Genomic DNA, 23,679 nt, shown 5'->3' with positions numbered 1-23,679 from the left:
CATCCCCGATGGCATAATTTTAGGCTGCCTTTGATGCTTTTTTGATCCCTTTCTTGAGCTTCTTTAGCCACTTCGGCGCCAGGCCATCCGGGTCGATGTTGTTGACAGGATCAGCTTCCGCATACAGGTAACGGTTGAAGGAAATAGGATTGTCATCCTCCCCTTCATAATCATCCGCCACAATAAAGCGGCCTACTTTGGAGTCATAGTCCCTCCATCCCATGAAATAAAGCTTTGTATCCTTATCATACTGCACTCCATACTTTCCGACTTAGCGGAACGGATTGGCTGATGCCACTTCGGCACCAAGCGGAGTCGACGCATCTAACTTTAACAGATTCCCCCACTCATCGTAGGTATAGCGCGCAATCGTTTCCTGCAGCTCGTCAGTAATTGCGACAATATCCCGCGCTGGTTTTAAACATAAGCATATACTTTACCCTTGTACTTAAAATTCAATAACTGCCCGTTTGCCCGTGCCCTATTTATACTCATTATTCGCTGTCTTGTGTTTTCAAGCATACTCTCCTGTTATTTTTATTTTATTTTTTTAATAGAAATTGGTGGAGCTGACGGGGGGTTAAAATAAGCGTCGATGCGTGCTACAGTAATAAAAACAATAGAAAAAATCAATGAGCAAACAAAGGTTAAAAGAAAAAGTTTTAATGGCTTAATGTTCATAAAATGCCTACCTCCTGAATTTTAATTTAGTATAATTATACAATACTGAGCTATATTGGTAATATTCGTATTAAAAATTGATAGAAAAATAATAGCTTTATATTATCCTCCAAAATGTTTTAACAGCATGATTATTCCCCAATCATCTATTCATAAAAAAGCATGTAGACCTGGTCAATGAAACAGACTTTGTCTACATGCTGAAACAAGAAAACTCTTCTTGTTTTTTGATGACTTTGTTCAATATTTCCACTTTGAAATTTGTTTATTGAATGAACGATAAACCCTCCGGTGGTGAAAAGTGTGAAAAAGAGAACGGCGGAGAGATGGTTTCAGGAGTACTTTACGAAAGGGAATCAGGACATATTGGACGAGCTGACAGAAGAGGACTTTGTTTTTCACTCTAGAAACGGGGGTCACTCCCGTGAAAAGATGAAAGAGTTCATGGAATGGTATCGCTCTATATTCCACGATGACGAGTGGGTGATGGATGATTTGATAGAGCAGGGCGATAAATTGGTAGTCCGTTATACGGGGTGGATGACTTATAAAGGGGGGGGTTTGATATCCCTGCTGAAGACCAGCGCGTTATGGAAACGGGAATCAAAATCTTTCAATTCGCTGGTGAAAAAGTTAAGGAGCTATGGTGCGAAAACAGCGATGCGGCAATTTTATTTGAATTAGGCGCGCTGCAGAAAAATACACATAAGGCTTTTAATTAACATCCATCCTCGAAATGGATAATATTTACAAATTAGGCTTTCTGTGCTATAATTAAGAAAAAGCAGAAAAAAAGATGAGCTGTAATGAAAAAGCTCGTTCTGGCTTCCTTCTTCCTGGCCAATTTATACTTTGTCGGAAAGTTCCTGATTGTCTCTGAACCCAAGCTTAATTTATTGTAGCCGGTATTCTTTGTAGCAACCATTATCTTTTCCGGATTGTTGCTTTTTAAAAAAGAAAACCCCATCCTCTCGCTCGGCGTTCTGCTGACAAGCATGGGGTCACTTGGTATGTTTGGCTTCTTCTACTTCATTTCCAACATGATCGGGCCTCAATGAAAGAAGATTAAATCGTGCCCTGATGCGGGCTTTTTTTTATGGACTGGGATGATTTTTTCGTGGGAGGTGGAAATTCGCTTCCTCAGGTTGTTAAAAGTCCGAAAAGCATCTATGACCAGGAAATGAGGGGCCCGTGACCTCCAAAGAACGGCGCCCTGGGTGGACTCTTTAAAGCAAAGTCAGGATTGAGAAAAAAATCTGGATCCCTTGGACAGAAATCGGCTTGTTTAGGGCACAAGAAAGGGCTCAAAATGGACCAACAATCAGCACATTGGGACAAACAGACACTTTAAATACAATCCAGCTCTACAACCGCCTCCCCAGTTCTACGACCCTGTCACACAACCTCTCAACGAGCTTGGCCTCATGGCTGACCACAATGATGCCCATTTCCCTTTGTCGGGCGATTTCCAGCACGGCATGCCAAATTTGAGCCTGCGTGACAGCATCAAGCATGGTGGTCATTTCATCTGCAATCAAAAACCGGGTTTCAGGGCCAAGCGCCCGGGCCACGCAAAAACGCTGCAGCTCACCACCAGACAGCTCGCCCGGCCATCTTGCCAGCCATTCCTGCTCTATTCCCAGCGTATCAAGCAGTTCCTTGTCCGGCTTCCAGGCTTCATTCAAAATCTTATTCATTTTCCACCGCGGGTTGACCGCCCTTTCGGGATGCTGGAACACCAGCTGCACGGGGTGGTACCCTTTCACTGGGAGGGGATTTCCACCTAACGTCACACTGCCTTCAACAGGCTGTTCATAGCCGGCCAGAATCCGGCAGAAGGTCGTTTTGCCAAATCCGCTCGGTCCAACAAGGCCAACAACCTCCCCGGGCTCTACCGAAAATTCTACATTTTTAAAAAGCCACGGGTTTTTCCCGTACCGAAAAGATAAAGAATGCGCTTCAAGTTGCATGGATGCACCTCACACTCCCATTCCGCAATTTTCGCATATCCGGCAGCGCTTCACCGCATTCCGCCGAAGCCATCCCGCAGCGCGGGGCAAATAAGCAGCCTGAAGGCAAATCGTCCGGATGGGGCTGCGAACCTGGAATCGGTACAAAACCGTTTTGCGGGAGTGCCCGCCATAGCGCCTTGCTGAACGGGTGCCATAGCTCTTCCCCATTCCCCCTGAAATTTTCAACAGGCGAAATTTCCACCGTTGTGCCTGCGTAAAATACAGCGATCCTGTCGGCTATCTTAAGGGCCGATTCAATATCATGCGTAATGAGCAGCACGGCACACCTGCTGTCGGCAAATTCCCGCAAATGTTTGAGCGCTTCCGCCACACTCCGTTCATCAAGCCCTGGTGTCGGTTCATCGGCAATAATCACCCGTGCCCCGCTCACCATCGCAGTGGAAATCAGCACCCTCCTCGCCATCCCTCCGGAAAGTTGGAATGGGTACATTTTTTCAACATTTGCGTCCAAATGATAACGCTCGAATACCTCTTTTTGAGCGGCGGCGGCATTCCCGCTTTTCACGGAAGTGCGCACCTGTTCTCCAACCCGCATCAGCGGATCAAGCGAATTGACCGATTGCGGGACCAGCGCGATCTCCCTGCCGCACAAAGCTCTTTGACGGGGGGGAGTCAGAACTTCCCCGCCATATTTAATGCCCCCGCTGACGATTGCGTTCCGGGGAAGAATACCGAGGATGGCCTGGGCGAGCAAGCTCTTTCCCGATCCGCTCGCCCCTACAATCGCCATGATCTCCCCTTCTTCCACCTCGACACTCAGGCTGGAAATCACATTGCTCTTAACCTGCTTGAATCCTCTTGTATATCGTTTAAAAGAAACAGATAGATTTTCAACTTCAAGGATCGCCATAAATATCTCCTTACTTTAATAAAGCTACTCTTCATGAGTCTTCGAAGGATCGGTGAACAGCCGAAGGTTCCCGCCAATGACATCGAACAAACGCACCGCGAAAAGCAGGCTAAGCCCTGGAAAAAAGGCCAGCCACCATAAGCCTGAGGACAAATATTTCATCGACTCTGATAGAATGATCCCAATTGCCGGCTGATGAGGCGACAGCCCCATGCCCAAAAACGTAACCGCCGCTTCATGCAGAATCGCATGCGGAAACATGAGCAAAAAGCCGACAAGCAGCTGCGGAAGAATGTGGGGGAAAATATGCTTCGCTGCTATCCACCAGCCAGGCCTGCCCATTCTCCTGGACACTTGGACATACTCCGCCGAGCGGATTTGCATCATTTCCGCTCGGATGACGCGGGACAGGCTCGGCCAATGCGTGAGTGCGATCCCCACGATGATCCCTTTCGCCCCTCCGCCTAATGAAAAAGAAATCAGGATAAGCGTGACAAGGTGCGGGACACTGAGAAAAAGATCAATCAGCCAGGAAACGATGGCGTCAGCGGCTCTCCCCATCGTCGCAGCAATCATTCCAAGGAAAGCCGCAATCATGGTGCTTCCTAATGCCCCCGCAAGACCGACCCCCATGCTGAGCGAAAGCCCCATCATCGTCCTGGTGAACATATCCCTGCCGAGCCAGTCCGTACCAAAAAGATGCTCAAGGGAAGGAGGTGAATTCCGGTTATCAAGATGTGTCGCAATTTTTTCTTCATCCAAGATAAAGCCAAGTAAGACAACACCTGCAAGCAGCACAACAGCCAAAACTGTAATCAATATTGCACGCTGTCTTTTATTCTTCAAGGAACTCATTAGAGCCGTTCCTCCCTCAAGCGCGGATCGATCAGGCGATGCAGGATATCCCCTATAAGATTCCCGGCAAAAACAAACACGGCACTAAAAAGGACCAAGCCCAACAGCAGTGGCACGTCCCCTTTTATGCCCGCCTCTACCGTCGCCTGCCCGAGCCCTGGGTACGAAAAAACCTGTTCGGCAAGAACAGCCCCGCCAAAGAGTTCGCTGAAAGAAGCGAATTGCAGCATGAGGGCCGGAACCATAATGTTTCGCAAGCCATGTCTCCAAAACAGAACAAAACCCTGTTCTCCCCTTGCTCTCGCGAACAGAACATATTCACTGCCAAGAACATCGATCAGCTTCTGGCGGGTATGCAGCGCCACATTCCCGACACCGACGATGCTGAGCGTCACAGCGGGAAGAATCAGATGCTGAATCCTCTCGCTGAATGTAATATCTTCAGTAAGGACACCTGCCGGAACGCCGAGCCCAATAGGGAACCAGCCGAGCCAGACGGAGAACACCATCAGGACAAGGAGTCCCATCCAAAAAGTCGGGGTGGATGCCAGCGTGTAGCAGTACCATTGGATGATCCGGTCCGCTAGCGTCCCTTTTTTCATCGCTGCGACAGCGCCGAGTGCAAACCCGATGATCCCTGACAATATCCATGCTGCAAGCATGAGCGCGATGGAATGCCGGAACCGGACACTGATGATGTCGGCAACAGGCTCGCGATAAACCATCGACGTGCCCATGTCCCCTGACAGCAATGCGCCGGCCCAATGTGAAAACTGCAGCATGATTGGCTCATCCAGACCCCAATACTCGGCAATCTGCTCCCGCTGCTCCGGACCGACATTGACCATATCGGCACCAATGTATGCCTGCACCGGGTCGATGGGCGAGTTCTTGACGAGCAAAAACGAAATGAAACAAATAGCCGCCAGCAGCGTTGCCATCCTTAATACCTTCAGCAAAAGAAAGATTGCCAGTTTTCTGCTTTTCTCCACAATTACTCAGCCCATTTCCACTCTTCAATATTGTAGGTCAAAGGCCAGCCGTGAGTATGTGGCTGAATTCTTTGCTTCCCAATGTCCAGTCGGTCTTTTACAAGATATAAATGGTCAATATTCACCAGCCATGCCCACGGGGCATCGCCTTTGCCGCTAAGACCTGTGTTTCCGTCCCATTGCGCTTTTTTCCAATACTCCATCGATTCATTCATATCTGTTGTGGATAGCGCTTTTTCAAGGTACTCATCCACGGTTTCATTTTTATAAAAGCCTGTGTTATTATAGTCGATTCCGGCATATTTACTGCTGTATAGATTGTACATTTCATGCGGGTCATGGCTTCCCCACCCCAGCAGGACGGCATTGGAATACATCTCCTTTTCGATTGCATCCCAGCTTCCGCCCTCGATGTCCATCACGATGCCAAGCGGTTTGATCATGTCGGCAACCGCGATTGCGATGGATTGCCTAATATCATCGCCAGCAGGATAGTAGAGGGTGAACTGTGCTTTCACCTTTCCTTTTTCAAGAACCCCATCACCATCAGTATCCTTCCAGCCTGCTTCCTTCAATTTTTCCTTTGCTCCTGCAGCATCTCCATCATGAAAAACAGTCTCCGGATTCCACCATGGAAGTCCGTCAGCGGAAGTATACGCTTTCGTACCATGTCCTTCGAGTACACCGTCAATCAGCGCTTGTCTGTCAACCGCCGTATTGATTGCATGGCGGATGGCCGGGTCGGCGGTTACATCGTTGCCTGCCGGCAAACCCGACTTCGTCTTGCTTCCAGATTCGATACATGGAAACATGATGCCGCGGTTGTCGACCGACTTCACCACTGCAAGCTTCATGCCAGGCACAGCCTGCTTGCTGAATGAAGCGGGAATGGCCGCAACATCGACTTCCTTAGCTTTTGCAGCCGCGAAGGTCGCATCCTCGCTTAAGAACAGGAATGTCAGCTTTTTAAAATAGGGCTTCTGTCCATAATACTCGGGATTTGCTTTTACAATCAGCTGTTGCCCCTTGTCCCACTGGACGAGCTGGTAAGGACCCGATCCTATTGGCTTTTTGCTGTAATCTTTCCCGTATGCATGTTTAGGGATGATTCCTGTGACAATCAATGAGTTTATAAATGTGGATTGAGCTTTTTTGAGGGTAAATTCCACATTGTAAGGATCAACTGCTTCAACATTTTCCAATACATTCAGATCGACAACCGAGCCTTTTTTCAAGGCTGTTTCGAAGGTGAATTCCACATCTTCTGCGGTCACGGGCTTGCCATCTGAAAATTTGGCATCATCCCGCAAATCGACACTCCACACTTTTCCGTCATCGTTCACATGGTAGTTTGTTGCAAGATCATTGATGATGTTAAGGTCGTTATCCCTTTTTAATAAAGTGCTTTGAAACAGTGGCGAACCGTAGCGGCCCCAGCCCGTTGCAGGGTCAAAGCCTGCTTCAGGCTCCCCTTCAATTGACAGGACAAGCTCGTCAATTTTATGCTTGGATTCTTCGGATGAAGCCGATCGATCATTTCCGCAGCCTGTGAGCACAAATGCAAAAAGAAGCATGATCATTGCGGCAAATCCCGCGTATTTTTTATTCATCGTAAAACTCCTCGTCTATTAGTTACACTTTTTCAACAGGCGCGACCGTAAACTTCCCGTACTCCACACCCTTCAGACTTGTCAGCTTGTTGCTCAATTCCTGGATATCCTTCGCTTTCCCTTTGACCACGATGATTTCAAGGCAGCTGTGATGGTCGAGATGAAAATGAGTGGTGGCAAGGATAAAGTCGTGATATCCGTGCTGAATATTGGTCATTTCCTCAAGCAAGTTTCGCTGGTGATGGTTGTAAAACAAGAGGATGCTTCCGGCAACTAGCTGCTCACTCTCTTCCCATGACTGCTGGATCAGCGCATCGCGGACAAGATCGCGGACTGCTTCAGAACGATTTTCATAGCCTCTAAGCCCGACCAATCCATCAAACTTCCGCAGCAATGCACCATCCATCGATACTCCAAAACGTTTCAACGATGAATCTTCCATATATCACTCCACCTTTATGTATGTTCTGGTAACACATTTTTATAGATTCGTAACACGCAAAGTCAAAAGAATCACCCTATCTCAGGGTGATAGACGTCATTTCCATTTTAGACCTGGAAATCAGGACCAACAAGGTGATTCCCTGTTATAGTTTTAACAAAACGGTGAACGGGCTTACTTTATGACCACAACTGCTCCTTCATCCACCCGGTTTCCGTGAGCAAGTATCGTACTCTGGTATGCTTGCGCTCTTCATCGCCTTGCCAAAACTCCACTTCCTCCGCTTCCACTCTGCACAGAGTCCAATATGGATAAATGTAGCCGGGCTTCTTGCAGCTCTATTCAAGCACCAGGCTCTAGCGGATATAGTTTCCTATTTATCAAGAAATTCTCTCATGACCCTGCAGAAACCTTCCGGATCATAACAGTGGACATCATGGCCGCTGTATATTTCAATGGTGACAACTAATGTATATTTAGGGAGGTAACAATGTCAAAGGCTAAAAGATTGAATGAAATGATGCTGATGCTGAATCGGAAGAAACGCTTTACAGTCGGAGAGCTGGCCAAGGAGTCCGGGGTTTCAAAAAGAACAGTATTGAGAGATTTGCAGGAATTATGCGAAATGGGCGTACCATTGTATTCAGAGGTCTGCCCGCACGACGGCTATCAAGTTTTGAATGAAAGAAATCTTCCTCCCATCACCTTTAGTGAGGATGAATCAATCTCGATCTTTTTCTCCATCCATAACCCCCCGTATAATCTGGAATGACTTACACTTCCATCAACAGATTAATGAACATTCTCCCCTACAGTTTCATCGAATCACTCATTCAATAATGCTTTTAGCGATTTCTTTTTCCAATAAAAATAGTGGTACATGGATTGAACAAAGAAATTCGTCAGGAAGGCAATGGGATAGGCCAGCCAGACACCATTTATTCCAAGTGAGGTATAGCTCGATAGTAAGTATGCAGCCGGTACTTGAATCAGCCAAATACTTGCTATCGTAAAAATAGTCGGCCATAAAACCGTTCCTGTTGCTCTCATTTTTGCCGAGAGCGACATCGTATGGCCTAAAATGGCATAGCCCCAAAACGAGATAAAAATAAGGCCCTTTGCTATCTTGATTGTCTCACCGTGATCCAGAAAGATATTCAAAATGGGATCTGCCAACAAATAGACAATAAGAATCAGGATTCCTCCCAGCAGATAATTCAGCTTAATACCCACCCTGGATACTTCATTAATCTGTAGGAACTTTCCGGACCCCACCGCTTGCGCAACAAACACGGACATGGCTATCGAAATGCTCATCGCCGGGATTTGAACATAGCTCGCAAGCTGATTCACAATCCCGTATGCTGCAGTTGCATGAAATCCATAATCATTGACGAAAGTAATGACTGCTATTTCCGACATGGAAATAGCAACCATGCTAATACTTGTAGGGATTGCTAATTTTAGCAAGCTTTTTAGTATAGGGCCTTTTAAGCGGAAGTTTTTTAGTATGATAGAGTCTAACTTTAATATATGACCCCTTTTGTATAAGTACCCCATAAGAAACAAAAATGCGATAAAACTGGATAATACTGCGGCGTATGCCGCACCGTTCAAGCCCTGCTTAGGGAACCCAAACCAGCCTGAAATGGATATTGGCAGCAAGATAATATTTGTCACAACGCTAACCAACAGGAAGTAAAACGGAGTCTTGGAGTCGCCAACCCCTCTCATAAATGTCGTGTATACCATATATAAGAACGTAATCGGAAGTGTGATGAAAAGGATGCGCGCATAACCGGCACTTATTAATAAAATATCATCTGGTGTCCCCATCCATTTAAGGATATTTTCAGTAAAGAGTGTTCCAAACACTGATACCCCAATCGATATGGTCAGTGTAAAAGCCAGCGTGACTCCTACAACCTCTTTCATTTTGGAGATATTTCCGCCGCCGTATGTTTGGCCTACCAGAATTGAACTTCCAGATCCTATACCGATCGCAAAAGATATAAGGAAGAAGAAAAGCGGAAAAAATGCCGAAATTGCCGCTAAAGACTCTACACCTAACGCTTGCCCAACGTATATAATTCCAAACACCTGGCCCAATGACTGCAGGACACTGGCAAGAATCACTGGAATCAGAAAAGCGACCATCGGCTTTGCCATTTTTGCATGACTTTCTTTATTCATTTTTGAAAACTCCTTTGTCGGAATTGTAATCTTCAAAGGTTCGGAATGAATACGATAAAATTTCACTTTGTTATTTTTTCAGCCAATACTTGCTTCCATCCGCTTCTCTATCTAGAAATCCGTACTCGATTAAATATCTTCTGATAATGACATAATCCTCGTAAAAACCTTCCAGTATGGCGTTCAATTCTTTTTCGCTATACATACGCTCTTTTTCAATATGCGTTGCAATTTCCATCAAGACAGCAAGCCTCTGTTTTTCCTTCGGCGGAAATTTCTTCAAGCGTCCCTCCGGAAGGAATTTCTTAACGATTCCTTCTTGTTCTTCCTGCGTAATATCATATCGTTCATCGACCATCCTGGCTGTTTTATGCGGAGTGATAAAAGCTGGCGCATACTGGTCTTTTTCTTTCAGCAATTCCATCATCGCCAAAAAGATCTTTGCCTGCCGTTCCTTCTCTTTTAATGCAAAACGATGGTGCCGTATTGTATTGGCGCTGCCAATGCCCATCTCTTTTTGGACCTCTTTGTCACTTTTACCCTGATAAAAAAGTCGAAGAAGCTGATTTTGATGGTCTGTGAGGCCGGTCAGTTTCTTATCCAGCCCGATCATATAGTGAAATACAGATTCGTGTGTGCTCTCAATATGGATACGTGTATACCGCTCCGCTTCGAATAACACCTTGTCATGAGGATAAACAATCCCTTTTTCAAATTTCTCGCCGCACAGGAGGCAAATATACGAATGGCTATCTTCAACATATCCCCGTTTAAGTTCTTCAACCGACGCGTTCCAAAATGATTCCGAAATCTCCATAGCTATACCACCTTCAATTTAATGCAAACAAAATCTTTAAACGTTTGTCCTTATATAAACATATTACGTTTTGGTTTGTCTATTGTCAAACATTTTCAATAAATGTTTGAATTATTTTTTTAGGACATCCTCCCAGGCTTCTTTCAATAACAGGATTCCCGCTTCCATGTCACCCTCACTGATTCCCCCAAATCCTAAATATATATTGGGATAGCCGGTCCCCTCCCGGCTCATCCACATTTGCCGGAAGTCATACACACGGACGCCTTTTCCTTCCGCCAGTTGAAGCAGTTCCTTTGCGGTACTTGATGTTTTTACCGTCGTTTGAATATGCAGCCCCGCGCTGTGCCCGGTGATCTCAACCGCATCGCCAAAATAGTCTGTAATCAGTTCGATTAATGCAAGATGTTTATTCCGGTATGTGTTTCGCATCCTGCGGATGTGCCGGTACCAATGGCCTTGTTCGAAAAATTCATCCTTGGATGTTTCGAACTAACTGTATTGATTAGAAGCGATAGATTCCCGATCAGCGGTGATATAATCCCAGTAGCTATAGGAATTCCCCAAAACGCTGCAAACCTAAAAACAGCCGCACTCACAACGGAGAGCGGGCTGCTGATTGTTAAAATTACTGATTATCACAAAGAATAAAATCACTTATAAAATGATCCGGATCATGACACCAGGACTGCCGACAAATGTTCTGTCAAACAAATCTCGGTCATCCTTTTTACGTTTTTTGTCTTCATTGTTCATTTACCCTTCCTTCTTGTAGGAATGTATTAAGTACCAATTAAATTTATACCTGTGTACTTAATAAACCTATTAAAATAGCATGTACCCGAACCGAATGGTATGTTAGACCCGCAGGCTGTTTGTATCTTGATTATATACTATAAAAATGTTCAAATGGATTTAGAATTCCATCTAATGGCAAAGGGGGCAGGAGGTATTATGAAACCTTTAAGCGGAAAAGTGGCTTTGGTTGCTGGAGGAACTAGAGGGGCTGGACGGGGGATTGCTATTGAACTAGGAGCAGCTGGAGCGACGGTATATGTAACCGGCCGCACGACACGTGCACAGCGCTCAGATTATGACCGTGATGAAACTATTGAAGAGACAGCAGAGCTTGTCAGCAAAGCTGGGGGCAAAGGAATTGCCGTACAAACGGATCATTTAAAAAAAGAACAGGTTAAAGCCTTAATGGAACGCATCGAGGAAGAGCAGGGCCAGCTTGATATACTCGTTAATGACGTTTGGGGCGGTGAAAATCTCCTTGAATGGAATGTACCTGTATGGGAGCACTCCATAGATGGAGGGCTTCGAATGCTCCACCAGGCAATTGACACGCACATCATCACAAGTCACTATGCCTTGCCGTTGTTGATTAAGTATAAAAACGGCCTCGTCATTGAAATGACGGACGGCACTGCAGAATACAACGCTAAAAACTATCGGCTATCGCTGTTTTATGACTTGGCAAAGACATCTGTGAACCGCATGGCGTGGAGCCTGGCCCAGGAGCTTCGTCCGCATCAATGTACAGCTGTCAGTCTTACTCCAGGTTGGATGCGCTCAGAAATGATGCTGGACCACTTTGGAGTAACCGAAGATAACTGGCAGGATGCAATTGAACAAGAACCTCATTTTGTCATTTCGGAAACACCGCGTTTTGTAGGACGAGCGGTTGTAGCTTTAGCGGCTGATCTCAATGTAGCCCGTTGGACTGGCCAATCTCTTTCCAGCGGACAACTCGCACAGGTTTATGGATTTACCGACCTTGATGGTTCCTCGCCTGATTGCTGGCGATATCTGGTCGAAGTCCAAGAAGCGGATAAACCCGCTGATGCAAGCGGGTACCGATAAAGTAAAAACCAGGTTTCCATATGCTAAACCCACTGATTTTATTAGGTTGAATCTTTTGTAAAGAGCCTTTTAATACCGGTCTCTCTTTTCTGCTCTCAAAATTTTTCCGTTTACATTCCCGGGTATCAGGTTATAGGTAAAGTGAAATACTACGTGGTGCAGACCGGAAATATGACAATGAAAGCGAGTGATCTTGTATGGCATCTGAAAGCACGCTATTACCCCCGATGACCGAAAAAGTTAATATGAACACGGCACCTTACATAAATCGTTCCATTCAAAAAAGAATTGATAAAAGTTTAGTCTACTATAGAAAACAAAACACAAGCGAAATAAGAAAACGGCTTACGGAATTAGATCTTGAATGGGACACAGAGCGGGTCCTGAAGGCAAACTTGGCTTCCGTTGTTTTGCTATCCTCCATACTTGGACTTAGGAAAAGTAAAAAGTGGATGATATTATCAGGCATTGCAAGCGGATTTATGATCCAGCATTCCCTCCAGGGCTGGTGCCCTCCTCTATCGTTGATACGAAGATTAAATGTGAGGACAGCATCAGAAATTAATGAAGAAAGAGATGCACTGCTGCAGCTTCTTAAGGAACGAAATTGAAAAAAAGGGATAGCAGGTACAGGAATGCACAGAAGATATGGAAGAAGAAATTCGGAGAGCCGGACTTCTGTTGAAAGATTCTTGGGGTGAAGGATTTGACCATATGATTTGGAGAAGAAGGATTGAGGGTATGTCCATTATCTTTAAGACATAGTCTCTTTTTCCCATTTTCAAAGAGAGGGAAAACCATTGAGCGGTTTTAAAATCGGTGATACCTTCTTTTCTTTAGCACAAGTATCTGTAATCACGATTCTGAAGCATAGATGTGAGGGCAAAAATAAATAACCAACCTATTTGTAGCTAGGCTGGTCACTGTAGCATTATTAAAAATTCACTTATTACCTGGAGCTGGCTGGTCCACACCTCTTACACGGTGGCGATGCCCATCATTTTCAGTCGTATAAAAATCATAATAATGAACATGCATGCCATTTCCTACTGGAATTGCTGGTCCAGAATAAGCTTTATAACGATGGTAATGCCCATTTTCAAAGACAACATATCCCTCGGTAAAATGAATATGATTGTGGTCCTGAGTCACTATAGGGGGAGAAGTAACATCTAAACATTGATGAACATGCCCCGCCTCAACCGAAGTATAGTCAACTGAACCATGAGTGTGGTGCGGTACAAATCCGTTAACGAAATCATCCTTACCAACTTTAGGCATATACTCACCTCTTGTCAATTTGTTCAATCCAGCTATATCTTGTTAAATTTTTTACAGGCAAGTTACATAATCCATTATTGCATATGCTGTTCTGCAACTTTTTGTGCATTTAACCTTTCTTCTAAAACGTGAATCATATACAGGAAGTGGTCTGCCTCCCGTAAAACATGGTCTGCTAATAGTGGATTTATCACGCTACGAATCTGACAAGATTGAATAAGATCCAGCCCGGCTTTCTTAAATGCTCGAAGTTCCGTAGTTGCATTTTCACTGTCTTTATTCATTTTCCCGATTATTGGATACGTAGGCTGCTTATGATATAACATTGACTCTACATCTCTTGCTTGATTTAATAGTGTCTCAAAATCATCTCCAAATTTCCTGGCAGTATTGACTAGGTTTCTTTCAGACTGGTCCATTAATGATGAGATAAAACGGGAATGCTCCATCATTATTCTCAGCCAGAATACATTTTCGTTAATGATGGCATCCTGAATAGGTTCTAAGATTCCCTGATTAAATTTCTTTAGTGTCCTCATAAAATATTCGGCTTCACGGGCTATATGATCAACAAGCAAAGGAAAATTAAAGCCGCTCACTCTACAATTTATTATCATAATAAGTAAATTCCGCTTAAAATTCCTGAACCCATGAACCAATTCAATACTTTCCTCATTTAATTTCCTTACTAACGCCACATTGTTTGGCACTTGATACGACTTTTTTTCCTGCTGTTCAAAATAATAATGAAACCTGTCAGTTTGTTGTATTAGTTGAGTATCTTTTCGATTAAATCCGTCGCCTAAGAAAAGTGCGTGTTCTTTCATTATCCTGAGCCAAAATCTATTTTCAGTTAGAGAACGTTCAACAAATAATTGTTCAGTAAGAGACTCAGGTTTTGCAGCGAACGATTCAGGTGCAACTAACATCTGATTAAACTGGTCCATACTGATATGACCAGGCAATTGCGGCTTATTCTGCATGCTTCTTCCCCCAATCCTGTGGCTATATTACTTAAGATATTTATTTGAAGATAAAAATATGTTTTCATCTTCAAATTAATTTCAAATTCCACAAGGCTATTGGGGGAAATATCTAATTTTTAAAAATGAACAACGAGATAAAAAAATCCCCTGATACAAATGCAAAAAATCACATTAAATCAGGGGAATCATATAGGTTAATCTGGAATCATTTGAACAAGAAAGCTGCTTTTTGGCGGATATTAAATGGTAGCTTACAGTAAAAGAAACATACTCATTCTCTCTTATCTATTATTATTTCATATCACTTTGCAGATTTAGAAACAGGTGCCAGACTTTCAATTCTCAGGTTGTCGACAATAAATGTTCCTTCGCCTGTATCCTCATTCAAGTCTGTACCATCACTGAAAATTCCGATATAGGTTTGGCCATTCTTGGAGCCAGTGACAGTAATTTCAGCCGTTTTGGTTTCGGTTGATGCAGCAAGTGTATCATTTACGCTTAAACCTTTTGCATCCGCAATACTCGTTACATCAATCTCTTGGTCTCCTGATATGATGCGGTAGGAGTCAGCAGTTGTTTGGTAATCAAATGAAACCTTATAGGTAACACCCGGTTCAAAGCGGAAATGCTGCGGAATGGTGCGGTACAGTAATCCATTGTTTCCGGTATTCACTTTAACGGACCAGTTTCCCCCGATGACGTCATCCACTAATTTTTTGCCTGCCCATCCTTTTTGTGTATATGGGGCATGCAATTCAGACAAGTGAATCCGGTTATCTTCCACTCCTTCTGTATTGCCAATAACAAAAGGGTAAATTCCTTGCACGACGGATTCAAAGTCTTGTTCAAATACTGTTGGAGATACTTTGTTTTTTAAAGATTTTTGAATGATACGAATATCGTCAAATTTTGTGCTGCCTTTTCCTGCCTCGCGGCTAAGGATTAATTCTGCCTTATTAGAAGTAGCTGTAAAGCTTACTTGCATTCTCTGCATTTTGCTGTCGTAGCCATCATTTGTGGCGTGCGAGTCTGCTTTTACATAATTCTTTTGCAAACTGCGCAGCGAGTAATTGCTTGCAGCTTTAGCTCCGCCATTCACTTTGATGCCAGCCTTCACATCACTGTTATTTTCCACATAAACCTCCGCCACATAATCTTTGCCACGTTCAAGGTCAGTTATGGTGCGGCTCACGCTTGTATTGCGTGCCGGGTTTTTCATGCTCAAATAATAGTCCCCGCTGCTCAAGGTATGGTCATCTTTCTTTTGACTTGTGCGAGCGACACTCACAGCATTCTTATCTCCGGCAACCTTTGTATACTGGTCTTTAACGGTTCCTGAATTGAACCCTGTGTCATATACATGGGCATCCTTACTCCAATTGCCCACTTGTAAGCCTTTTTCTTTTTTCGGTACAACAATATAAGGAGTGGCAGCGTCCGCCTTCAAAGTAATTTGATTTTGGACAACCTTGACTTTCTGAGCATCTTTTCTGCCTGTGTCGGTCAATTTATATACATAGACTTTAGATGCGCCTGCATACTCGTCTGGGAGCGACCAAGTTGTGGTACCGCCCTTTAGGTTCCAGTGGTACAGTTTTTCAGAATCTGGTGTCAGTGCAGTGAAATCCTGTTTGATCCATGGAATCAGATACGCATGTTCATCAAGGACAATATTTCCATTCAGGGTAATCACGCGTTCTCTTGAGTTGTCTTTTCTTGTTACGACAACTTCATCTCCGTTGCTTGGGTCCTTCAATGTAATTTCTTTTTCCAGATTGGTTTTTTCCTTGTCGCCTTCGCTATTTTCCCAATCATTGACGTAGTATTTCTGCAAAAATTTCGTTGGGACATTCGTATCGAATGTCATTCGGATAAACTGGTCAGTGTTCTTATCAGATTGCCAGCCTTCAAAACCGGCTAATTCAAAACCGCCAAGCAATGGATGATCAGCCGTTCCGCCTGCCTCAGGCCAATTCAGCACCCAAGAATCCTTTTGGTGGTTGCTAATAAAACGCAGGACCTCAGAGTTGATTCCCTTGTTGGCTGGCCCGCCGTAGTTCTTATCCGTAGCCCAGTGCTGCCATGTAGAATAATTGGCCACTGCCTTCCCAAACTCGGTTGTCACTCTCCAGCCCCGATCTAGGAACTGCTCTGAAATACGATTGGATTCCCATTGATCCTGATACCATACATCCAAGTACACGAAGTCAAGGCCTGGTGCAGCTTCCTTTAATTCGTCCAGTCGTTTTGCACGTGTTCCTGAGTACAAATCCTTTAATTTATTGATTGTATAGGATTGATCCAGCCATCCCCATCCTCTGGAGTTTGGTCCATCAATCAGATCTTCACTGAAAGCTTTTGCTTCTGGATAGGTTTCTTGCGCATTAATATGGACCCCAAACTCAGAATTGTACTTATGGCCTTCACGAATCAGTGTTTGTAAATCGGCAGCGCCGCCAATCCGCTCACCGACATTTCCATAATCCGGGTGTGCACTGTCGTGGCCTTCATTACCATATCCTTTTAACAGCACAGACTGGCCCAATCCATCGGTAGCGAGCGCTACCTTTTTAACATGATCCAATGTTTTTAGGAATGGCTGTTGCGCCTGTGATCCAAAATTCATCGCGATCCGTGTACCGACAAGATTGTTTACATCTTCCGATCCTGGAATGTACTGCATGATCTCACGATAAGCAATCGCCCCATCCTGCCAGTCCACTTCATTATCATTGTTCATATCGTCAGCAATCGCAATCTTCACTGTCGGTTTATTGGATTGGGGTTCCGGCATAAATGCCCTTTGATAATAGAGCTGGCTAGAACCAATGCCCACGGCTTTCGTTCCATCCTCATTCTCGTACCGATGGGCAACCAGGTTACGATAGCCATTGACTTCCGAAGACGACCATACACCTGCACTCAACGAGTCCGTTGACAAGAAAGCAGTATAATAACTTTCAGAATTCCCAATGCCTCCTAGAGACGAGTCGACAGTCACATCGACATCCCCCGGTTTCGTCACATTACTGCTGAGATTTGTTAATTTCGCTTTGGCATTGGCTTGAGCTGAATTGACTGAGATGAAGTTCATGTCAGCAAATTCAACCGTTTCAATTTTTGCGCTTCCGCTATTTTTGATTTCTTCGAAAGTGTAGATAACTTTATTTTTTTTAACTTTCAAAGAAACTTTGAAGGCCGCATCAAGGTTCTCATATTCATCGCTTACCTTTAATGTATACAGCGCTTCGCTTTTGCTTAGCTTTTCAAAGCTTACTTCCGGATAATAAAGCTTTCCGTTCACTTTCAATCCGTAAACAGACGTTTTTTGCCCGTCCATCACCTTATCTCCAACCCGGTACTCGATTACTCGAGGGAATACTTGGTCAATCATGACATCCATATAGTCGGATGTTAATGTATCCTCAATAGGTGGAATGTTTGGTTCTTGAGGAGGAACATTTTCTTTTATTTTAATATTAGAAATTTTAATATTGGCAGCACCACGGCTTTTTTCAAATCCGAGTAAGCCGGCCTGATTCACGCCGCCTGTCAATGTCCAGGAATTTACCTTTTGATCATTAATGTATAAAGTAGCTTCATCGTCCATGAATTTCAATCGTAAATGATAGGTTTTATTTGCTTCTAACGGTACGTTTGAAGTCATATCCGTCCAGCTGTTGGAAGGACCAAAGGTCTCGCCAAAGTACAGGTTGTTCCGGTCTCCTGTTCCCACATACGTGTAGGCCGATGGGCTTTGGACACGATAGATGAGGCCAAAACGGTTCATAACTCCCGTTTCCGGAGTGATGTCCGCTTCAAATATACCATTCTTTATTTCTTTTACTTGGTTGTAGACAATACGATTCTTTTGGGTAGATGTAACATGGAAAGTTGCAGAACCATCTTCATTATAAGTAACGCTTCCGTCACCCGAGATAATTTTCAAATCACCATTTTCCAGTTTGTTATCCGTGATGTCAACAAGTTCTCCCTCTTCTGTTGCTGTGCCTCCATCCTGTTGGTCTGTCTGTTTTACAATCTGATTTACCTCATTTTCTTCAGGCGAAATTGTAACCGATGGATTCGTTGTTTCCGCTTCTACCTGTAAAGTCGGCATAACTCCCGTCAAAACAGTTGGCAAGAATAATACTGATGCAAGCAGAATATGACTAGATCTCTTGTAATACTTGCTACCCAAATCCTCTCCTCCTTAGAATTGTGATACTTTTGATAGAGGTCAATATCTTTTACTTGTTGTACGAAGATCGAATATTACCCTCTACTTGTAACTTTATCCTTTATTAAAGCGCTTACACAATAACGATATTGTCTTGTTTTTTAGGAATATTGTTATAAATGTAAAAAAACAATGAACAGTAAATAGACTGTTCATTGTAAAGCTATATCATATTTATTCCATATCCAAGGTACGGATAAAGCGGTAAAATCCTGCTTTTCCTTTCTCATCACGTTTAAAAACAGCGGCATCTTCCAGCACCTTCAAAAACTTCTTGCCTACTTCTTCTCTTACAAGCACCTCAACATTTGCCTGATTAGCAACATCTTTGTAACGTACTTTTAACTCTTCAGCCCATGCGGAATGATAATCGGCAACATGATGTATTTCGCCAAGTATAAATTTTTGCACTTGCTCAAGCTCCACTTTCAAACGTGCCGGTAAAACGGCGAGCCCCATCACTTCGATCAGGCCGATGTTTTCCTTTTTAATATGGTGGACATCTTCATGGGGATGAAAAATGCCCAGTGGATGTGCATCGCTCGTTCGATTGTTACGCAAAACCAAGTCCAGTTCAAATACATCTCCATTTTTTCGCGCAATGGGCGTAATCGTATTGTGCGGGGTTTCACCCGTTCTTGAGATGATTCCAAGCGTATCATCACTATAATTTTGCCATTGCTTCAAAATATGTGCCCCGGCTTCTACAAGAGCGCTTATTTGTTCCGAATGAAGACGGATAACAGACATCGGCCATTTAACAATGGAGCATTTTACATCAGGAAACCCTGACATTTCAAAGGTCCAGTCTGAATCCGCCTTTGCCATGGCAAATTCGTAATGGCCGCCTTGATAATGATTATGGGATAAAATCGAACCGCCTACAATTGGCAAGTCCGCATTCGAGCCAACAAAATAATGAGGAAACTGCTCAACAAAAGTGATTATTTGCAAAAAAGTTGTTGGGCAAATTTTCATATCCGTATGCTTTTCTGAAAGCAAAATACAATGCTCATGGTAGTAAATATACGGTGAAAACTGCAGATACCAATCCTCTCCCAATAAATCAACCCGAATCATTCGGTGATTAGATCGGGCGGGATATCCAATTCTCCCTGCATACCCCTCATTTTCAACACAAAGCAAGCATTTCGGATAGTCTGTTTTCTCCATTGTCTGTTCGAGCTCAATACTTCTAGGATCTTTTTCCGGCTTCGATAAATTAACCGTAATATCTATCTCGCCATAGTCTGTATCAACCTTATATTCTATATTATTCCGAATCCGCTTCATCTGTATGTAGTTACTATTTTTACTAAACTCATAGAAATATTCGGTGGCAGACTCCGGGCTTTGATGATATTTTTCAAAGAAAAGCCGATTAACAGCTGATGGACGCGGAATCAGACAGTTCATCAGCTTGCTCGAAAAGATTTCTTTATCATCAAAAATATCTTCTATTACTTTATGAGCACACGCATATTCTATCAATTGTTCCAGTAAATCAGGGATATCTTGGCCAGTTTCCCCTGCTGCTTCCGCTTCTTTGAACTCCGTTAAATGCAGAAGAGACAAGATTTTATTTCGGGCATAGATTTCATCTTGCTTCTCCATTAATTGAGCACTAATCGCTTGATTGATTAATTGTTGAACCAGTTGATGAATCACTTTCTTCACCTCTACCCCTGTCTTCATCTACAGTATCTCGCTTGTTATTAATTTGCTTTATCGAACCATGAGCTAGCTGTCTCATTCAATACGAGATTCAGTTCTTCAATATTTCTTTTACCTGCATCCTGCAACCAGTCACGGCCTGCTTGCACACCATTTGAAGTAAAAGGTGCGACACCGTCCTTCCAGGTTGCCCGGCCGCATAAAACGCCGTTAAAGGTAGAACCTGACTCTTTGGCGAATTTCAAAGTTTCCTGGAATAGTTTCGCGCTTACTCCCGCGCTTAAGAAGATAAATGGCAGCTGGGTTGCATCACTTTGTTGTTTAAAAAAGCTAGCAGCTTCTTCTTTACTGTAAACAGTTTCTCCCTCTGTATAGCCTTCCACATAGTTCATATTCACCGGAACTTCTACTTTCAGCACATCAACATAATATTGCAGCTTGGAGAACTCCTTCATTGCGCCAATCACTTTATGCGGTTTTACCTTTGCGTAAGCTTTACCTTTTACATCATCATTTTCAGCATCATATGTGACAATTTCCAAGAAGAATGGGATATCCTCTGCAACACACTCTGATCCCACTCGTTCCATATAGACATGTTTATAATTATTGATTTTTTCATCTTCATCGACATCATAGTAGAGTAAGAATTTGATTGCATCGGCACCAGCTTCTTTTAACCGTTTCACAGACCATTCCGGCAGTAAATCCGGAAGGCGGCCCACTTCTGTCGCGTCGTAGCCTGTTTTTTCATAGGCAACTAATAAGCCTGAATCTTTGTCACGGACCTTTGCTGCGGGCAGACCGTATTCTGGATCTAAGAGAATCGCAGTCGAATATGGTGTTAATTCCTTAGAAACCAATTCTTTGAAAGTGATAATGCCTTCATCTCCAACATGGCTCGCCCCGCCGGATGCAATCATCTTTTTCAATGAGCCACGCTGGTCAATGGCTAATGCTCCAATTACACCATTTTCATCTGATAGGCGTTTCAACGCTTCCATTTTATTACTGGTAAGCTGTAACATCGTCATGCTCCTCTCTCAATCTACTTTCTCGACTTTAATAAAATCAAAGTACTCGTTCATCTTGTTCACATCAATATAACCGGTTCCAGCTTCCATCGTATTTAACATTCCCGTCGTCATAGCCGTTTTCAATATAGTCTCGACCGATTGATTCCGGTTCAGGGCCACTGCAAAACCAGCAACAGTTGCATCACCGGAACCAACAGGATTGACCACTTCTATTTTCGGGATTGTAACCTTATAATCATCATCACCATGCCTGACAAAGGCTCCTTCACCGCCCATGGAAACGATGATCCATTCAATCCCATGAAATAGCGGGTGGTTTAATGTCTGTTTCAAATTCGCGATTTCTGCGTCCACTTTCATGCCCAAAAGCTGGGACAATTCCGCTGTATTTGGTTTTATAGCAAATGGTTTTTTCTCACACAGCAAGGCTTGACTCAACGATTCTCCTGATGAATCCAAAATCATGCGAACGCCCATTTTATGACTGATCTTAAGCATTTGCTGATAATAGTTCGCTGCCAAGCCTTTGGGCAAACTGCCCGAAACTGCCACTAGTGAAGTGTTTGCAAGTAAGCCTTCAAATTTTTCTAGAAAGGCAGCGCCTTCCTCTTTAGATAAGGCCGGCCCTGATTCTAAAATCTCTGTTTGCATCCCCTCATGAAGAATGGCGATGCAATTTCTCGATTCCTTTTTGATTTTCAAAAAATCATTGGGAATATTGCTCTTATTTAATTCCTGAACGATATAATCGCCGATTGTTCCGCCCAGCACACCTGTTGCCATGACGGCTTCTTCCATTTGTGCAGTCACCCGGGCAACATTCAGACCTTTTCCTCCAGCCGTTTTACGTAAATCTTCAACCCGGTTGATATCGTCTAACTTGAAAGACTCAACGTGATAGGAAATATCTACGGATGGATTCATGGTCACAGCTAAAATCATCGTACTCACTCTTTCTGGTTGTTATTTAATCTTGATAACGACAGACACCATCAGTATAAGTCGCGATTAAATCCAGTGAAGGATTCAACACGATAAAATCAGCAGCATACCCCTCAGCAATTTTTCCGCATTCATGATCGATCGCGACGCTTTTAGCTGGCGCGGTGCTTGCCATATAAATTGCTTCTGCAGGAGAAGCAATTCCCCATTTGACGGCATTTTTAACAACATCTTTTAATTGCAGGATACTGCCGGCTAAACCTCCGCCAGCCATAAGGGCTGCCCCTGCTTTAACTTCTACAGGAAATTCTCCAAGCTGATAGTTTCCTTCCGGCATTCCGCCAGCCATCATACAATCGGTCACCATAACGGTTGAATCTCTGCCGCGGGTATTCATTAAAATATTTGCTGCAACAGGATGGACATGGTGTCCGTCACAGATGAGTTCGGCAAACACATCTCTTAAATTCATGGCTGCTCCGGCCATCCCAGGCTCACGATGGTGCAGACCGCTCATTCCATTGAAAGTATGAACAAATATGGAAGCCCCTTTTTCAACCGCAGTTTTTGCTTCTTCATACGTTGCATCGCTATGCGCTAACGCAACCGAGACTTTTTCACTCACTGCATATTCAATAAATTCAGCTGAACCTTTTCTTTCTGGAGCAATCGCAATCTTTTTAATGAATTGATGCGATAGGTCCTGCCATTTTTTCAACTTGTCAATGGAAGGATCGCAAAAGTACTTCTCATTTTGAGCCCCTTTATGTGTTTCAGTAAAAAATGGTCCTTCCAGAAAGATCCCCTTAATTTTTGCTCCTTGCACACGGGTATAATTTGCACCAATCATTTCAACCACACGATTCAACGATTCTGTTGAAGCTGTTAAAGTTGTCGGCAAAAATGATGTAACACCGCAAGACAGCAGCCCTTCAGAGATCTGTTTCAATCCTTCAAAGTCATTGTCCATCACATCATGATTTCTAAATCCATGAATATGTGTATCCACTAAGCCAGGGGCAATCCACCGCCCCCCATAATCAATGATTTCGTCTGACTCGTCTGGCCTTTTTTCTGAATAGGCACCGAATTTCCCATCTTTTATTTCGAGAAAACCAGGTCCTTCTACCTTATCTTCAAGAAAAAATTTCTCCGCAAAAATGAATGTTCTCATGCTTCT

At 43.7% G+C, this 23,679-nt stretch carries 22 protein-coding genes and 2 pseudogenes; 6 read left to right on the top strand and 18 right to left on the bottom strand.

Annotated features, from left to right (window positions below):
- Window positions 1–19: 19 nt before the first annotated feature.
- Window positions 20–256 (bottom strand): RHS repeat-associated core domain-containing protein, encoded by a 237-nt coding sequence (locus D1970_RS11370; protein ID WP_119112985.1) that lies wholly within the window; start codon window positions 254–256, stop codon window positions 20–22.
- 728 nt (window positions 257–984) lie between these two features.
- On the opposite strand from D1970_RS11370, the gene D1970_RS11365 reads away from it, so the two are divergent.
- Entirely contained in the window at window positions 985–1,365 is a 381-nt protein-coding gene (locus tag D1970_RS11365) for an ester cyclase (protein ID WP_181213358.1), read from the top strand.
- Window positions 1,366–2,045: 680 nt separating this feature from the next.
- Here D1970_RS11365 and D1970_RS11355 read toward each other — a convergent pair.
- From D1970_RS11355 to D1970_RS11325, 7 genes are all read right to left on the bottom strand, one after another.
- Window positions 2,046–2,651, bottom strand: a complete 606-nt coding sequence (locus tag D1970_RS11355) for an ABC transporter ATP-binding protein (protein ID WP_119112982.1) — start codon at window positions 2,649–2,651, stop codon at window positions 2,046–2,048.
- Entirely contained in the window at window positions 2,641–3,564 is a 924-nt protein-coding gene (locus D1970_RS11350) for an ABC transporter ATP-binding protein (protein WP_119112981.1), read from the bottom strand. The genes D1970_RS11355 and D1970_RS11350 overlap by 11 nt, the downstream gene beginning before the upstream one ends.
- Window positions 3,565–3,588: 24 nt before the next feature.
- Window positions 3,589–4,419: an ABC transporter permease gene (locus D1970_RS11345; protein ID WP_119112980.1), complete on the bottom strand. Its 831-nt coding sequence runs from the start codon at window positions 4,417–4,419 to the stop codon at window positions 3,589–3,591.
- Complete coding sequence (locus D1970_RS11340) at window positions 4,419–5,411, bottom strand: ABC transporter permease (protein ID WP_374978551.1); 993 nt, start codon at window positions 5,409–5,411, stop codon at window positions 4,419–4,421. Before D1970_RS11340 ends, D1970_RS11345 begins: the two co-directional genes overlap by 1 nt.
- Window positions 5,412–5,413: 2 nt before the next feature.
- On the bottom strand, window positions 5,414–7,021 hold the full coding sequence (locus D1970_RS11335) for an ABC transporter substrate-binding protein (RefSeq protein WP_119112979.1): 1,608 nt from the start codon (window positions 7,019–7,021) through the stop codon (window positions 5,414–5,416).
- A gap of 22 nt (window positions 7,022–7,043) precedes the next feature.
- Window positions 7,044–7,463, bottom strand: coding sequence for a nickel-responsive transcriptional regulator NikR (gene nikR / locus D1970_RS11330; RefSeq protein ID WP_119112978.1), 420 nt, complete (start codon window positions 7,461–7,463; stop codon window positions 7,044–7,046).
- 179 nt (window positions 7,464–7,642) lie between these two features.
- Complete coding sequence (locus D1970_RS11325; RefSeq protein ID WP_219915716.1) at window positions 7,643–7,762, bottom strand: pyridoxine 5'-phosphate oxidase C-terminal domain-containing protein; 120 nt, start codon at window positions 7,760–7,762, stop codon at window positions 7,643–7,645.
- 191 nt (window positions 7,763–7,953) lie between these two features.
- On the opposite strand from D1970_RS11325, the pseudogene D1970_RS11320 reads away from it, so the two are divergent.
- Window positions 7,954–8,208, top strand: a pseudogene (locus D1970_RS11320) (helix-turn-helix transcriptional regulator); the annotation flags it as partial.
- Between the two features lie 80 nt (window positions 8,209–8,288).
- Here the strand turns inward: D1970_RS11320 and D1970_RS11315 are convergent.
- From D1970_RS11315 to D1970_RS11305, 3 genes are all read right to left on the bottom strand, one after another.
- Window positions 8,289–9,656 carry an MATE family efflux transporter gene (locus D1970_RS11315; protein WP_119112976.1) on the bottom strand — a complete coding sequence of 456 codons (1,368 nt, stop codon included), beginning with the start codon at window positions 9,654–9,656 and terminating at the stop codon, window positions 8,289–8,291.
- Window positions 9,657–9,726: 70 nt separating this feature from the next.
- The gene (locus D1970_RS11310; RefSeq protein ID WP_119112975.1) at window positions 9,727–10,473 is read right to left on the bottom strand and encodes a DUF2087 domain-containing protein; all 747 of its coding nucleotides are present in this window, start codon (window positions 10,471–10,473) and stop codon (window positions 9,727–9,729) included.
- A gap of 111 nt (window positions 10,474–10,584) precedes the next feature.
- Window positions 10,585–10,905 (bottom strand): aminotransferase-like domain-containing protein, encoded by a 321-nt coding sequence (locus D1970_RS11305; RefSeq protein WP_119112974.1) that lies wholly within the window; start codon window positions 10,903–10,905, stop codon window positions 10,585–10,587.
- 21 nt (window positions 10,906–10,926) lie between these two features.
- Between D1970_RS11305 and D1970_RS11300 the strand changes: the two genes are divergently transcribed.
- The 4 genes and pseudogenes from D1970_RS11300 to D1970_RS23020 form a co-directional block, all read left to right on the top strand.
- On the top strand, window positions 10,927–11,124 hold the full coding sequence (locus D1970_RS11300; RefSeq protein WP_119112973.1) for a hypothetical protein: 198 nt from the start codon (window positions 10,927–10,929) through the stop codon (window positions 11,122–11,124).
- Between the two features lie 303 nt (window positions 11,125–11,427).
- On the top strand, window positions 11,428–12,339 hold the full coding sequence (locus D1970_RS11295; protein ID WP_119112972.1) for an SDR family oxidoreductase: 912 nt from the start codon (window positions 11,428–11,430) through the stop codon (window positions 12,337–12,339).
- A gap of 197 nt (window positions 12,340–12,536) precedes the next feature.
- The gene (locus D1970_RS11290) at window positions 12,537–12,950 is read left to right on the top strand and encodes a YgaP-like transmembrane domain (RefSeq protein ID WP_119112971.1); all 414 of its coding nucleotides are present in this window, start codon (window positions 12,537–12,539) and stop codon (window positions 12,948–12,950) included.
- A gap of 8 nt (window positions 12,951–12,958) precedes the next feature.
- Window positions 12,959–13,104: pseudogene (locus tag D1970_RS23020) on the top strand (GNAT family N-acetyltransferase); the annotation flags it as partial.
- A gap of 177 nt (window positions 13,105–13,281) precedes the next feature.
- Here the strand turns inward: D1970_RS23020 and D1970_RS11280 are convergent.
- The 7 genes from D1970_RS11280 to nagA form a co-directional block, all read right to left on the bottom strand.
- The gene (locus D1970_RS11280; RefSeq protein WP_119112970.1) at window positions 13,282–13,620 is read right to left on the bottom strand and encodes a YmaF family protein; all 339 of its coding nucleotides are present in this window, start codon (window positions 13,618–13,620) and stop codon (window positions 13,282–13,284) included.
- 74 nt (window positions 13,621–13,694) lie between these two features.
- Complete coding sequence (locus tag D1970_RS11275; protein ID WP_119112969.1) at window positions 13,695–14,603, bottom strand: DUF2935 domain-containing protein; 909 nt, start codon at window positions 14,601–14,603, stop codon at window positions 13,695–13,697.
- 304 nt (window positions 14,604–14,907) lie between these two features.
- Window positions 14,908–18,807: an endo-alpha-N-acetylgalactosaminidase family protein gene (locus D1970_RS11270; protein WP_246370196.1), complete on the bottom strand. Its 3,900-nt coding sequence runs from the start codon at window positions 18,805–18,807 to the stop codon at window positions 14,908–14,910.
- A gap of 213 nt (window positions 18,808–19,020) precedes the next feature.
- Window positions 19,021–20,514 carry a UDP-glucose--hexose-1-phosphate uridylyltransferase gene (gene galT, locus D1970_RS11265; protein WP_181213361.1) on the bottom strand — a complete coding sequence of 498 codons (1,494 nt, stop codon included), beginning with the start codon at window positions 20,512–20,514 and terminating at the stop codon, window positions 19,021–19,023.
- Between the two features lie 47 nt (window positions 20,515–20,561).
- Complete coding sequence (lacD, locus tag D1970_RS11260; protein ID WP_119112967.1) at window positions 20,562–21,548, bottom strand: tagatose-bisphosphate aldolase; 987 nt, start codon at window positions 21,546–21,548, stop codon at window positions 20,562–20,564.
- Window positions 21,549–21,563: 15 nt separating this feature from the next.
- On the bottom strand, window positions 21,564–22,499 hold the full coding sequence (gene lacC / locus D1970_RS11255; RefSeq protein WP_119112966.1) for a tagatose-6-phosphate kinase: 936 nt from the start codon (window positions 22,497–22,499) through the stop codon (window positions 21,564–21,566).
- Window positions 22,500–22,524: 25 nt separating this feature from the next.
- Window positions 22,525–23,673: an N-acetylglucosamine-6-phosphate deacetylase gene (gene nagA / locus D1970_RS11250; RefSeq protein WP_119112965.1), complete on the bottom strand. Its 1,149-nt coding sequence runs from the start codon at window positions 23,671–23,673 to the stop codon at window positions 22,525–22,527.
- Between the last annotated feature and the right edge of the window lie 6 nt (window positions 23,674–23,679).

This window comes from Mesobacillus zeae (assembly GCF_003570705.1).
In the GTDB taxonomy this organism is placed as follows: domain Bacteria; phylum Bacillota; class Bacilli; order Bacillales; family Cytobacillaceae; genus Mesobacillus_C; species Mesobacillus_C zeae.
This window is presented reverse-complemented; position numbering and strand designations above follow the sequence as displayed.